Annotated in this window: 17 protein-coding genes; all 17 read left to right on the top strand. The window is 41.7% G+C overall.

The annotated features are described in order from the left end of the window. Positions 1-27: 27 nt before the first annotated feature. Complete coding sequence (locus G6554_RS21505) at positions 28-492, top strand: terminase small subunit (RefSeq protein WP_166245688.1); 465 nt, start codon at positions 28-30, stop codon at positions 490-492. Further along, the gene (gene terL, locus G6554_RS21500) at positions 473-1,906 is read left to right on the top strand and encodes a phage terminase large subunit (protein WP_166245686.1); all 1,434 of its coding nucleotides are present in this window, start codon (positions 473-475) and stop codon (positions 1,904-1,906) included. The genes G6554_RS21505 and terL overlap by 20 nt, the downstream gene beginning before the upstream one ends. Further along, a complete protein-coding gene (locus G6554_RS21495; RefSeq protein ID WP_166245684.1) occupies positions 1,903-4,176 on the top strand; it encodes a phage minor head protein in 2,274 nt (757 codons plus the stop codon). The genes terL and G6554_RS21495 overlap by 4 nt, the downstream gene beginning before the upstream one ends. Before the next feature lie 5 nt (positions 4,177-4,181). Next, complete coding sequence (locus G6554_RS21490; protein ID WP_166245682.1) at positions 4,182-4,403, top strand: hypothetical protein; 222 nt, start codon at positions 4,182-4,184, stop codon at positions 4,401-4,403. Positions 4,404-4,433: 30 nt separating this feature from the next. Then, positions 4,434-5,639 carry an HK97 family phage prohead protease gene (locus G6554_RS21485; protein ID WP_166245680.1) on the top strand — a complete coding sequence of 402 codons (1,206 nt, stop codon included), beginning with the start codon at positions 4,434-4,436 and terminating at the stop codon, positions 5,637-5,639. After that, positions 5,639-6,028, top strand: a complete 390-nt coding sequence (locus G6554_RS21480) for a hypothetical protein (RefSeq protein WP_166245678.1) — start codon at positions 5,639-5,641, stop codon at positions 6,026-6,028. Before G6554_RS21485 ends, G6554_RS21480 begins: the two co-directional genes overlap by 1 nt. Positions 6,029-6,042: 14 nt before the next feature. Beyond that, positions 6,043-7,134: a phage major capsid protein gene (locus G6554_RS21475; RefSeq protein ID WP_166245676.1), complete on the top strand. Its 1,092-nt coding sequence runs from the start codon at positions 6,043-6,045 to the stop codon at positions 7,132-7,134. A gap of 13 nt (positions 7,135-7,147) precedes the next feature. After that, on the top strand, positions 7,148-7,363 hold the full coding sequence (locus tag G6554_RS21470; RefSeq protein WP_166245674.1) for a hypothetical protein: 216 nt from the start codon (positions 7,148-7,150) through the stop codon (positions 7,361-7,363). Between the two features lies 1 nt (position 7,364). After that, positions 7,365-7,781: a head-tail connector protein gene (locus G6554_RS21465; RefSeq protein ID WP_166245672.1), complete on the top strand. Its 417-nt coding sequence runs from the start codon at positions 7,365-7,367 to the stop codon at positions 7,779-7,781. After that, entirely contained in the window at positions 7,778-8,140 is a 363-nt protein-coding gene (locus G6554_RS21460) for a hypothetical protein (RefSeq protein WP_166245670.1), read from the top strand. Before G6554_RS21465 ends, G6554_RS21460 begins: the two co-directional genes overlap by 4 nt. Next, positions 8,141-8,551, top strand: a complete 411-nt coding sequence (locus G6554_RS21455; protein WP_166245668.1) for an HK97 gp10 family phage protein — start codon at positions 8,141-8,143, stop codon at positions 8,549-8,551. A 6-nt stretch (positions 8,552-8,557) separates the two neighbouring features. Next, positions 8,558-8,911, top strand: a complete 354-nt coding sequence (locus tag G6554_RS21450) for a hypothetical protein (RefSeq protein WP_166245666.1) — start codon at positions 8,558-8,560, stop codon at positions 8,909-8,911. Positions 8,912-8,924: 13 nt separating this feature from the next. Beyond that, entirely contained in the window at positions 8,925-9,137 is a 213-nt protein-coding gene (locus G6554_RS21445) for a hypothetical protein (RefSeq protein WP_166245664.1), read from the top strand. Further along, complete coding sequence (locus G6554_RS21440) at positions 9,137-9,940, top strand: hypothetical protein (RefSeq protein ID WP_166245662.1); 804 nt, start codon at positions 9,137-9,139, stop codon at positions 9,938-9,940. Before G6554_RS21445 ends, G6554_RS21440 begins: the two co-directional genes overlap by 1 nt. A 7-nt stretch (positions 9,941-9,947) precedes the next feature. Then, a complete protein-coding gene (locus G6554_RS21435) occupies positions 9,948-10,427 on the top strand; it encodes a hypothetical protein (protein ID WP_166245660.1) in 480 nt (159 codons plus the stop codon). 344 nt (positions 10,428-10,771) lie between these two features. Beyond that, positions 10,772-13,327 (top strand): tape measure protein, encoded by a 2,556-nt coding sequence (locus G6554_RS21430; protein ID WP_166245659.1) that lies wholly within the window; start codon positions 10,772-10,774, stop codon positions 13,325-13,327. Positions 13,328-13,329: 2 nt separating this feature from the next. Next, positions 13,330-13,981, top strand: a 652-nt coding sequence (locus tag G6554_RS21425; protein ID WP_207627713.1) for a distal tail protein Dit, incomplete at its 3' end; no start/stop codon positions are given.

The following is a 13,981-nucleotide window of genomic DNA, read 5'->3' as shown; positions in this document are numbered from 1 at the left end:
TTTTATTTTGGAGGCGGTGAGGATGTAATGAGCAATGCTGGAAGACCATTAAAATTTAGATCGGTTAAGGCGCTTCAAAAAAAAATTGATGAGTATTTTGAATCGTGTTTTGAAGAACAATGGATTGAATATGATGATATATGGAGGCCGATATTAGATCGTAATGGAGAAGTGGTTAAACATCAAGTAAAGCCATTTACAATCACTGGGCTAGCTTCATTCCTTGGTACAACTAGGCAAGGCCTGATTAATTATGAGCAAAGAGATGAATTTTATGACACGATAAAAAACGCGAAGGTAAAAATTGAAGCCTATGCAGAGGAAGCCCTTTATAAGCCGAAAATCGCAGCTGGGGTCATTTTTAATTTAAAAAATAATTTTGGTTGGGAAGATAAGCAGGGCATCCAACACAGTGGTGGCGTTGACCATACAATCGATCTTACAAGCTTGACTGTTGAGGAGTTGAGGAAACTTGCGAACTCTGACAGTTGATCAACGTCAAGCAATAGCCCAATTAGCAAAGGAAGAACTATCGAGAAGGTATTATCGTGACTATGTAGAGTATGTACACCATAATAAATATCGGCATTTTAGGCACACTGAATTGGTGTGCAAGGAACTGCAACGTGTTGCTGATGGTGAGCAAAGGTATATTATGATTGAAATGCCCCCGCGGCACGGTAAGTCAATGACGGTGACGGAAACGTTCCCGTCTTTTTACATTGGAAAAAATCCTGAAAAGCGAGTAATTGTAGCCTCTTATTCTGATAGTTTAGCAAGGTCGTTTGGTCGTAAGAACCGGGATAAGGTCAATGAATTTGCACCCCAGTTATTTAAAGTGGATTTATCCAATGCAAATAAGGCTAATAATGATTGGTCCATTGAAGGAAAAAACGGGGGCATGGTGGCAACTGGTATAGGAGGATCCATTACTGGTAAAGGTGCAGACCTATTAATTATTGATGACCCATATAAAAACGCGGAGGAAGCCAATTCAGACACAATCCGTCAAAAGGTATGGAATGAATGGGAATCCACATTATCTACCCGTTTACATGATGGTGCAAGTGTAATAGTGATTATGACCAGATGGCACGAGGATGATATTATTGGGCGATTATTAAAACATAGCCCCCGTAATTGGTCGCGGTTACGCCTCCCTGCAATTGCTGAAGAAGAAGACGATTTATTAAACCGTGAAATCGGGGAAGCTCTTTGTCCTGAATTGGGTTTTGATGAGAAATGGGCAGAGGAAAAGAAACGAGAAGTGGGCTCCCGCACCTGGGCATCCTTATTCCAGCAACAACCTTCACCATCTGATGGTAATATCTTTAATCGTTCATGGTGGAAATATTATAAGGTCCTTCCCTCACGATTTGATGAGATGATTCAGAGCTGGGATTGCACGTTTAAGGATAATAAGGATAGCGATTATGTTGTTGGACAAGTATGGGGCCGATTAGGCGCTGACAAATATTTAATCGCACAAGTACGCGGTCAGATGAATTTGCCTGCGACCATACAAGCAATTAGAAATCTTACGGCTGCATATCCTTTGGCGTATGCAAAGCTCGTAGAAGATAAAGCAAATGGACCAGCAGTTATACAGATGCTTTCCAATGAAATTCCTGGACTAATCCCTGTTAATCCAGAAGGCGGCAAAGTTGTCCGCGCTACAGCTGCATCTCCTGATGTAGAAGCGGGGAATGTTTATTTACCAGATCCCACGATAGCTCCCTGGATTAATGATTTTGTTGAAGAAGCAGCAGCGTTCCCTAATGGAGCAAATGATGACCAAGTAGATGGATTTACACAAGCTATTATTCGATTTAATCAACCTAAGGAATTCACTAGAATTGCAATGCCTAGTCTATCAGGTTGGAATATGAAGGGGGTGAAAGATTGAATATAATTGACCGTTTTTATAATTGGCGAGCACAAAGGCAAGTAAAAAAATATTTCACTGGCGTAAGGCAATCGGTTAATAACAGAATCGATTCAGGGCGACAGACCCGTGATCGATGGGTGAAACAATTTGCTTGGTATGACGGACTAATACGTAGGGACCACCTGCGTTCCAAGAATATCATGGATTCTCTTCGATTAATTCGAGATATTAATCCGGATGCTTCCTTAGCAATCTGGAATTTTTTGCGTTTATCAAACCAAGGCCATGAATTGGAGTGTCTGAAGCCGACCGGCACTAACGATAAGCAAGGACTTGATTATCTTAATTCACTTGCATCCCGAGTGGGGAAGCTGTACGCCGGCGGAACTGATCAACTTATTAATGTTCTCAACCTGACAGGCTATACACAGGGAGCCATTGCGTTAGAAGTCGAGCTAAACGAAGGTTTAAATGATGTAGTGGATTTCCACGCCGTGGACCCTTCCTCCCTTGATTTCAAAAAGGACAAGGATACTGGGGAAATTGAACTTGTTCAGAAGCAACCTGACGGCACCTATAAAGTACTGAATCAAGAGCAAGTATTCTATTTCCCAATTGACCCTGACATTGGTGATCCATACGGACGGAGCCCTATTTTACCAGTTTTGCAGATTGTCTTTTTTCAAGTGGAAGTATTAAAGGATTTGAAGGCAGTAGCCCATCATCAAGGGCATGCTAGATTTGATATTTCTATCATGGAGGAAGCAATACTGAAGAACATCCCTCCTTCCATTGCTGCACAGGGTGAGACTGCGGTCAGGGAATTTGTAATGAATTATATTAAGGATATTGAAGCGGCATTCAAAGGCTTGAAACCGGATGATAACTTCATTCATCCTGATTCGGTAAAGGTCGAAATGGCAGGTGGTACAAACGGGAAATCAATGGATGTCACCAAAATTATTGATGTCATTAATCAGCAAGTTGTTTCTGCCCTTAAGCAACTTCCCATCCTTCTCGGTCGTAACGAGGGCAGTACGGAAACCCATGGGACCATCCAGTGGCAAATCTATGTAGCTGGTATTGAGTCAATTCAACGCGGCACCAAGCGTATTTTGGAAAAGGCTTATAACCTCGCCCTGCAAATCCAGGGTAAGCAAAGTCGTGCTCGAGTCACTTTTAATAAAATCCGTACCACTGATCGGCAGGCAGAAGCAACGGCTGAAAAGACCGAAACAGAAACTAAAATCATGCAGATTAACCAGGGTTGGATTGACAACAACGAAGCTGCCAATGACATGGTTGGTCATGACGCTGTTGGGGAACCGATTAATAACTCTGTTCCCGCAACGCCTCCAGTCGGCCGCAGTAGACGAATGCAGGTTAAACGGGCTCCAAAGACACGGACAGACGACGAGGAAGATGAGTATGTCAAAGAATTAGATACTCCCTATGCAAGTGATTTAGCTGTACTCACCACAAGAGCACGAGATGCCTTTTTTTCGTTGCTAAAAGACCAAAGGGACCAATACATTGAAAATGTAAAAGTCGCCCCGGAATTACCAAGTAGAATGCTCGTATCTATTAATTCAGTACGGTCCATTACTCGTGATGAGAAGCCGGAGCCTGATGCAGAATTTGAAGAATGGGTAAAGGTTAATATTTTAAAAGGGCAAGAGGAACAAATGGCTCTATGGAATGATGAGGGGCTGGATTGGATTGAACAGGCAGCGCAAATTGCCGGGGAAGCAACCCTAGTGGAATTGGAATCTAGCATAGATTTTAACACCAAGGATGAAACTTTAATGCGCTGGTTGACCAATAGGGCAAATGATTCCGCCGAATTAATTCAGGGCACTACAGACCGTGACGTAATTATGGCTCTGTGGGATGTGGTGTACGATGGGAAATACTCCATCGATAAATGTGTAGAAGCTTTACAGGACTCGTTTACCTTTAGTGAGGGGCGTGCAACCCGAATAGCCCGAACAGAAGTATTAAATGCCGGCAGGGCTGGCCAGTATCATGGCGATATGCAATCCGGAATGGTGATCGGCAAAGAGTGGAAATCCGCTAAACAAGACCGAACGCGAGCTGGGCATCGAGCTGCTGATGGCCAAATTGTTAAGTTTGATGGGGCGTTTTCTGTTGAGAATGGTTCAGGTGTTAAAGAGGAATTGTTGTTCCCAGGTGACCATTCTTTAGGAGCCACAGCTTCAAACACAGTTCAGTGCCGATGCTGGTATAAGAGGATCCTCCAAGGCGAAGAAGATAAATTGAAAGGGTGATTATCATGAATCGAGCACAAAGACGTCAGGCGAATAGGCTAGAAAAAAATGGTCCCAACCGGCTGAGTGATTTACCTAAATATGTACAGAATCACCAACAAAATATGGCTGCCATACTCGTTACCTCTGCTCTTACTGTTTTAGCAGAGGATTTTCATTTTACTCCAGAACAATTAAATGAATTTAACGAGAAATTGCAGATGAAAGCCATGAGTGCTATTAAATAGCTTTAAATAGCTGGAAGGAGGTGAAATGAATTGGGAGAGGCAACGGTCCTTCATTTGCCTGTGAGGGTAACAGTTGATAATGGCCAAGATGTAAACCTTGACCTTATTAACCGGCATACATTGGAGCCAGTTACTTCGGATGAAATATTCACTTTTTCGGGGGTATGCTCAAATGATTCACTAGATTCGTATTTTACCCGGATGGATCCAATTACTACACTTCGAAATTATGCGGATGACCTTAAAAACGGGGTCGCTTTACAGGAAGGGCACAATGTCCGTATTAACCCATACGGACGTTCTTACGATGGAATTCTTATTCCAGCCGGTGAAGACGCTAATACGTTTAATTCTGTCCGCGGTCATTGGTACCTCATGAGGGGATTGACCATAAACGGCAACCATACAGATGATACCATTCGAGCAATTAAAGCGGGGATTATACGGGATATGTCCGTAGGTTTTACTGACGAATCATATCGTTGTGGATCCTGTGGCCGTGATTTGTGGGATTGGGAATGTCCGCATATTCCTGGCTTAGAAGACGAACAGGGACGTATATCCTTTGCATGGATAGTGGATGCCAGACTAAGGGAAGTATCAACTGTTTACAAAGGTGCTTGCCCCGGAGCATACATCGATAAAGCGCGGGAATATGTTTCACAAGGTGAACTAGCATTAGAAAAAGTACAGCGATTAGAGCGTAGATTCCAGGTCCGTTTGGATGATGGGAAACGCTCTATTTTTATGCCAAAAAAGGAGGAAAGATCTGAAATGAATCTATTAGAACAAATCAGAACGGCTTTAAAAGAAGGAAAAATCGAAAGACGCTCGGTTTATGATGCTTTATCTACAGAAGGTGAAGTCTTTCGCCAACCGGAGGATGTTCAGCTTCGAAATGAGCTCGGGGATGCGGCCACCGTAGAAGGTGTTAAGCAATTAAAGACAGAGGCAGAGCAGGGCCGTCAGTATGCTGCTGATCTGATTGACCAAGCTGTGCAAGCAAGAGTAAAAGCGCAAGGTGATGGCTTTGATTCGGAAAAGTATCGTTCAATGCTGGTTCGTGCGGCTGACCTTGATTTCGTTAAGGAAGAAATTAAGTCATATGGTGACTTAGCTGCACAACGATTTACACCAGGGCGCCAAACAAATCCAATCGATCCTGGTACACGTGGCCAAGGAATAGAGGATGAAGAAATTATTGTCTCAGAAAATTTCAAAGGAGAGGGTAAATAATGTTGAACAAACGTGGTGGAATCGTCCCGGATAACTATGGTTTATCGTTAACTGTATTTGTGCAAGACGCTACAGTAGCCGCACCTGTCAAAGGAGGGGCACCGTTAAAATTAGCAAATACCGGAGCTTATCATGCTGTGAAATGTGCTGATGGCGATGCTATTCAATTAATCGCAAAGCATACGGTAACAAACCCAGATGCACCATTAGGAGTTCATGTATATGGATTTTCCCGCAATGATGAAATCCCTTATACAGGTGCAATCGCTGTGGGTGATCCTGTTGTTGCAAACGGAGCAGGCGGGGTAAAAAAGGCAGGGGCTGCAAACGGTACGTTTGTGGCGTTGGTTAACGATAGCAAAAAAACAGTAGAAGTTCTACTACCATAACAGGAGGGGAAATCATGAAATTTACAGGCAAAATTAAAAACAGCCGTGGAGAAATTATTGAGTTAAAAAACGGTTCAGATTTAACAACCGCGATGAGAGAATCAGCTCAAAAAGATGGTCGCATTGCAGGACAAGCAGAGGACTTACTCAAGAAAAACAGCTCTGCTACTTTCCGTTCTTATCTTGACTCTCAAGGCGTTACTCTTAAGGATGCTATTCGATCTCTAGGTATTAGGGAAGTGGACACGCTTCAAGTCCGTGCGCTTTATGAAAATGACAATACAAAGCCATTGTTCAATGCGGTTTTGGAAGATGGTTTCCGTGAGGGATATCTTGCTGCAGGTCGAGCCGATCAGTTAGTAGCTAAAACCATTTCTATGGACCAAATGTCTTACCAATATTACACGCTCGAAAACAAAGATAATGATGATCTTGATTTAAGTTTCGTTGGTCAAGGTGCACCAATCCCGGTCGTTACAATTAAGTTGGATACTGATCATACTATTTTTGTTTATAAACGCGGTGGCGGTATCGAAATTACCGATGAAGCAAAATCGATGAAGATTGATATGCTGGCACTCCATTTACGTAAGCGCGGCATGCAAATGGGCCGTACAGATGAAAAGCTGGCTATCCAGCGATTGCTCAATGGATATTTTAAGGACGGTACCGATGCTGCTCCAACGCTCGGAGTAAAAACAGCGAACGATTGGAAATTGTCCGATATTTGGTATGCAACTCAATATGCTAATCAAAAATATGGTTTTACGTACAATCGGACTATCATGAATCTGAAAACTGCTGAAAAGTGGGCTACCCAAAAGGAGGATAACGGCCAACTAATCTTCTTAAATGAATTAAAAAATGGGGAAATGCCGAATGTCCTTCGTATGGCACCGTTCATATCAGAGGAACTTCCGGACAATCGCATTATGCTCGTAGATACTAATTTCGCCCTGGCTGAATACCAGTACAAGCCGTTTTCAGTTGAGAATGACCGCAATGTAAAAACACAGGTAGAAGGCTCGTATGCCACTGTGACATCTGATTTCATTCCTTTTGATCCGAATGCTCGTATGATTCTAACGCTTGATACTGCTCGATAAGGAGGTCAGAATTGTGGCTAAAAAACAGGAGAATTTGAAAGAGGAACCTGAACTATCTGAAGAAAAGCAAGAAGGCAAAAAGAAGAAGTATAAAATGAGAGATCCCAAAACACAATATGCGGATCTCTCTTTTACTTTGGCTGGGGAACAAGAAAAGGAATTACCTGAAAATCCATCTGATTTCTTGCTGGCTTACATTAAGGCTGGATTTATTGTCGAGGTGGAGTAGCATGTACGCTAATACTCAAGAAGTTAAAGACAGGACCTCCTTCCCGGAAGTTGCTGCATTAACGGATGAAAAAATAACTGGTTATATCGAGCGGTCGGAAAGCTGGTTGCATCGTGCTGCCGGCAGAAAGTTTCGTGATGAAACGGATCCTGATATGCTTGCTGATCTCCGCACTGCTACCATATTACTGGTGGAATATCTCTGGTATCAAGATAATCCAGATGTTAAAGAGGATTCACTTAGCCCGATTGATAGTGAGAAAATCGGGTCTTATTCGTATACTGCCAAAAAGGTTCAACCTGGTGAATCAACCGGCATTCCTGAACTTGATAGCATTATTGATTCATTGAAGGTGCAGCCGGTAACGGGCATTTCCTTTTTTGCTGTTTCAGGGCCATCAGGATGTGAACAGGGATGAGATTAGAACGCCTTTTAATCCATCGCTGTACTTTAATTAACCCAGGACAGGTAGTGGGAAAGGATGCGTACAATCGGGACATTATTGAAGATGTCCCTACACCTAATGTCCATTGCCGAATTGATCAGATAAAAAGAAGAATGAGCAATGATTCAAACGGGGTGGACATAATTGTTGAAAATGTCCTCTTTTTGTCCGCTTCAGAACAAATAAATGACGCCATGACTATTAAGGATATTGTCGATAAGGATGGAAATTCAGTCCTATCTGGAATCTTTAAGGTGGATAATATTAATCCAATACATGGTCGCATTCGACTTCACCACTATGAGGTCACACTGAAAAAGGCGGGTGATTAAATGGCCGATGGTGTTAAGGTACAAATGAAAATCGATGCAAAGGCAATGAGTTATTTCAAAAGCAAGTTACCTCACAAGCTCCAAGAGGCTCGTAAAAAAGCAGTGGAAGCTGCAGGGATGGTTTGGGCCGATGAGGCTAAAGAGATTACGACACAGGATGATCATATTGATACTGGTTTATATGTAAATTCTATCGGATATGTAACCGGCTCTCCGGCTACTTCATCTGATGTGATTAATGATGTCTCAGATAGGGGCTCTAAAACCACATTAAAAATCGGCTCAAATGTAGCGTATGCCGGCCATCTAGAAAAGCATTTTAACATTATGGGCAGGGCACTGGATTCATCAGAAAAGCGGATTAAAAAGGTAGGTCAAGAGCAAATAAAGCGGACCTTATTCGGAGGCTGATAAACAATGATTGATTACAAGGATCCTATCCCTCCGGTTATAAATTTTTTCTCTTTACGAGGTGTTAATGTCTTTGGAAATACCTTTCCTACAAATGCCAAATTGCCCGCTTTGCTTGTTCGTAATTCAGGGGGTACTGATTATACTCGTATTCAACTAATCTACCGTGCTGACAAAGATTACGAGGCTATGGGTGGACTAATTGGTGCTATGAATCTTTTAGAGCGTTATGCAAGTAGCATTGCTGGGTTACAGGTAGTTTGGTGTGAAAGGGAGGCTAATCCCATGCCTGATGTTGATCAAGACACTCAGAAACCTGAAGCCTGGTGCTATATGAGGTTAGAACATTTAGAAGCATAGGAGGCTGATTTATTTGCCTAAATTAAAAAAGGAACCAAAAAAGATTATTTGCGAGGGCCCTGTTGATCAAAACAACGGTGCCCTCATTTTTAGATTGCAACGTAAAGATGAAATCTTTGACATGTATAAAGGACAAGTACTTGTCGTAGGCGATGAAATCTCAAAAGAAGAAGCTAAAGAGCTTGTTGAAAACACTACTTGGAAATTTAGAGAGGTGAAAAGTTAATGCCGGATTTATTTAAAACAAATTCACAAAATATAGTGGGTGGTCCCGGTCGATTGGTTTGGTCTCCATTCGGAACGACGGTCCCAGCTGCAATCGCAGATGTAATGGACTTAGCAACCTATGAATTAAAGGCTCCTTGGAAAGACTTAGGAGCAACAAACGAAGGGATTTCAACATCCCGTAGCTTCGAGACAGAGGATTTCGAAGTGGATCAGGTGAAGGGACCTGTAGACTCTGATATTACCAGCTGGGAACACTCAATAGAGACTCAATTGGCCGAAAATACATTGGAGAATAGGCAGCTTGCTTTAATTGGGGGACCTATCATAGAAACTGCTCCCACTCTTGGTACAGCGACAACCACAACAGGCGCATTAGTTGTTGGTGCGACAATTATTGCGGTGACAAGTGCTACGGGTTTTTTAGCTGGTAAGTATTTAAAAATTGGTAATGAAGTATTAAAAATTGGCTCGATTTCCGGAAACTCGATCTATCTTGCTGAGCCAGTAAAGACAGCAGCAGCTTCCGGGGCATCAGTTTCCCCAGTAACGGCTTTAGGGACGAAAAGAATTGGTTATGGTACAACAAGTAATTTACCAATGATCATGATTGGCTTAATTAGCCAAAAGAAAGATGGCTCTCTTTACATGGCCATTTACCGAAAATGCCAAATCTCTGGTGATGAGAAAACACAGGGTTATTCCAAAGAGAAGCGATTATTGCCTCTCAAGTTAAAAGCGTTCCCCGTTGATGGAGTGGACGAAATCGAAAATGTGTACTACGAAATTGAGGAAACGAGGTAATTAATCAATGGAGCAAAAATTAAACTCTTTAGATATTGGACCACTTGGTAAAGTAACTATGGTAGAGGGTGGTACCCTAGTGGTCCCAAGGTTAAATAACCTTAAGCTTATTAAAATTGCAAAATTCCTTGGCATTGATGGGATGAAGCTTTATGAACAATATCAGGGTATTATCGGAAGTCAGGAGCTATCTGACAGCGAAAAGTTCATCACCATTTTAATTGAATTGCCAGAGGAAAAAGTCGTCCATTTACTATCAATCCTTCTTGAAATCGAAGATGATCAAGCATTGTCTCTGGATCCAGTAATCACCCTTGAAGTAATTGAACTTTATGTAGATCAGGTTAATATAGAAAAGGCTTTTATGTTGGTCCGGAGTCTGGCGAAGAAGCTATTCAAAGTGGAACTTCCGGACCTGAAGAGTCTCTTCAACAAGAACCGAGGGATCCGTACAGACAGTGGGGAGAGTTTCTTGACAAACTCGTAAACAGCATTGAACTAGTATCCTCCCATTTTCGATATACAGAGGAATATGTACTTGATCATTCTCCTCAATGGCTATTTCGCAAAGCGAGACAGGCTCAAAAGGAACAATGGGAAAAGCAACGGCAAAACATCATTGGCCAAGTACAATCTATATCAATTCTTCTTGAGGGTATTTTTTCAAAAGGACAAGCGCTTGGAGATTTACTTCCTCCTGAATTTGAAAAGGCATTGAGCGGCGAAAATACGGAAATGGAAAATTCTAATTACAAAACGGATACATGGTGGAAGGAGTCTGAATCCAAATAGGGTTCAGGCTTTTTATTTTGGAGGAAAGGAGGAGATATAGTGTCCAATACAGTTGGCGGGGCCAACATTGAGATTACTGCCGATGATTCTAACGCCAGAGCCAAAGTCGGTGGATTTTTTGGTTTTCTAAAGAAATCTGCTGATACGGCAGCAAGGGTACTAGGTGCTTTTGCTATATTTGACCGTATCAAAGCAGGAATGAATGCGGCATATGAAGGAACCATTGGGGCAAATGCTTCCATGGAACAATATCAAAACACCCTTACGACTGTTTTGAAATCTAGTGAAAAGGCGACGGAAACCTTAGCGTGGGCTCAAAAATTTGCCGCTGAAACACCATTTGAAATCCCAGACATTGTCGAAGCTACAACTCGTCTCTCGGCTTATGGTATGAAAGCTCAGGATGTCATGAAGTCAACAGGTAACATGGCAGCCGTGATGGGTAAACCTCTCATGCAGGCGGTAGAAGCTGTAGCTGATGCGCAAACAGGTGAATTGGAACGTTTGAAAGAGTTCGGTATAACAAAGCAAATGTTAATCGATAAAGCCGCTGAAATGGGGAAGAAGGAAGTCGTAAATGCCAAAGGGCAAATAACGGACATGCAAGCTTTTAATGATGCCTTATTTGCCCTAATGGATGATCGATTTAAGGGCGGTATGGAAATTCAGTCGAAAACATTCGACGGGATGATTTCCAATGTAAAAGATTCCATTGCGACAATGGGTCGTGAAGTTTCTAAACCCATTTTTGAAAAGTTAAAACAAGGGTTACAATCTGTTCTCCCTGTGATAGGCGCATTTACTCAAACTATTCAAGGCGATTGGTTAGGGGCAAGAGATACTTTAACCCAAGCATTTGGTGCAAATACTGCTGTTAAGATTGAAGTTTTTTTTACTAAGATTTACTCGTACTTCAATAAAGCAAAACAATTCATTACAGATTTAATGCCTACCGTTGAAAATGTAAAAGAAATAATAATTAATATATTTCCATTGTTGCAGGATTTGGGGTTAATCGCAGGGGCCGCTATCGAAGGAGCTGCCGATAATCTTCCAGGGATTTTGGAGGGAGTTACAGGGGTAGCAAAAGGGTTTACTGAGTGGGAAGGTTTTATCCCCATAGTAGAAGGGATAACAGCGGCAACAGCTACTTATCATTTCCTAGTGGACGTAGTAGCAAAAGCTGAGGAACTTTGGAACAAGGCTAAAAAAATTGGTATTGCTTTGCAAATTGCCTGGACCGAAGCTACGATTGCATCTGCTACAGCAGGTGGTGGGTTGAAGGGTGCACTCGCGGGGTTAAGGGCTGGATTTTTAAAACTAAACGTTACCATGGCTGCAAATCCAATTATATTAATTATTGCTATTCTTGTAGGGCTGGGTGTTGCGTTATATGCTGCTTACAAGAAATCAGAAACATTCCGTAATTTTGTAGATAAATTATGGGCTTCCCTTAAAGAGGGATTTTTTGCGGTCATAAATTGGTTTACTACCACCCTGCCTCAATGGGTTGCGAGTGTTGTTCAATGGTTCACTGAAATGAAGGATAAGGGTGTTGCTTTATTTTCTGAATTGTGGAGTAGCATTTCTTCAGGAGCCCAAATATTTTTTGCGTTTATCATGCAAATTTTGAGCCCGTTTATTACTTTTTTCGTAAATTCGTGGCAGAATTTGAAATTGCTAGTTCTTTCGATCGTAACCGGATTTTTTGCACTGCTTACTGGAGATTTTGAGGGTGTGAAATTAGCCTTACTCGGAATCATAACGGCATTTAAAAATCAATTTATTAATTACTGGGAATTACTAAAATCAACCGTCCTCAAAGTGGCTATTTTACTCTGGGAAGGAATTAAGTCAGGATTTTCATCAGGAAAAGATTTTGTCATTAATACTGCTGTTGCTCTTTATAATGGGGTAATTAACTGGTTCAAGTCTATGTATGACAAAGTAGTCGGTCATGTAGATAATACGAAAACTAAGGTTTCTACTGGATTTTCTGAAGCTAAAGATGCAGCTGTTAATAAGATAGAAGATATGTATAACGGCGTGATTGATTGGATTAAATCTATCCCTGGAAAATTTATAGAAATGAAGGATAAGATTGTTGGAACAGTCAGCGGAATTGATCTTTATAGCATGGGTACTAACGTAGTACAGGGTTTCATTGATGGTATCGGGTCCATGTTTGGGAAGGTTTGGGGGAAAGTTAAAGATCTAGGTGAAGGACTGAAAGAAAAACTGAAAAATGTTCTAGATATCCATTCTCCCTCACGAGTAACCATGTGGATAGGTGAAATGCTTGGTGCGGGTATGGTTGATGGTATGGATAATTCACTATCCGGGATTTTGAAGATGTCTCAGAAACTTGCTGATGCATCAGTTCCTAATTTGAATGCTAGTAAAATACCAAATATAAATCAACTGTCTGGTTTATCACCGGTAAATGGTACCGTCGGCAGTGTTCCTTTAGAGATTACTATTCATAATTATACTGAATTGGATGGTAGAGAAGTTGCTAGAGGAACATATAAACATACAACTGAATTTCAACAAATGGATTCAGACAGCAATAAAATATTTAAAGGGAGGCCGTAGTGATGCTGTTTAATGGGGAAAGTAGAGATTATTTAGAAGTTGCCCGCGGAACCATACGGCCTGCCTGGGCACCAATCAAACGAAATCTTAGAACTATCTTAGGTCACCCTGGGGCTTATCATGAAAGTACAGATACTGAACCTATAATTATTCCTGTTTATATTAGGGTCAAAGCAAATAAAACTATGAAATTAGACAAAATCAAAGAGGATTTAGCAGCATGGTTAATTACTGAATCCGTGGCAGAACTCATTTTCTCTGCTGAACCGGACCGAACTTATTATGCAATGGTGGATGGTGGGCTAAATCTCAATGAGTTTGTAAATACAGGTAAAGGTTCTTTTAATTTTATTTGCCCGGATCCTTACAAGTACGGGTCAGAAAAACCAGCAGACATCCTAAACGGCATGGCAACCATCGCCAACAATGGCACGGTAGAAACCCCACCTATATTTACGCTAAACGTCATCAAGCCGAGCACTTATATCGACGTGGTCACAGATGACGCCTATATGCGGTTAGGGCAAATACCTAGTGCTGATAATTCCACATTCGACCCTGTTACAACTATTTTGAATGACCCATTATCATCCACGGTTGGATGGGCACCAACTACCTTTCCTGTTGATGTAGGTGTGATAAATAGTGATGGTA

The organism is Bacillus sp. MM2020_4 (genome assembly GCF_011250555.1).
Lineage (GTDB): Bacteria > Bacillota > Bacilli > Bacillales > Cytobacillaceae > Neobacillus.
The sequence above is the reverse complement of the archived record's forward strand: the minus strand, read 5'-3'. Positions and strand labels throughout refer to the sequence as shown.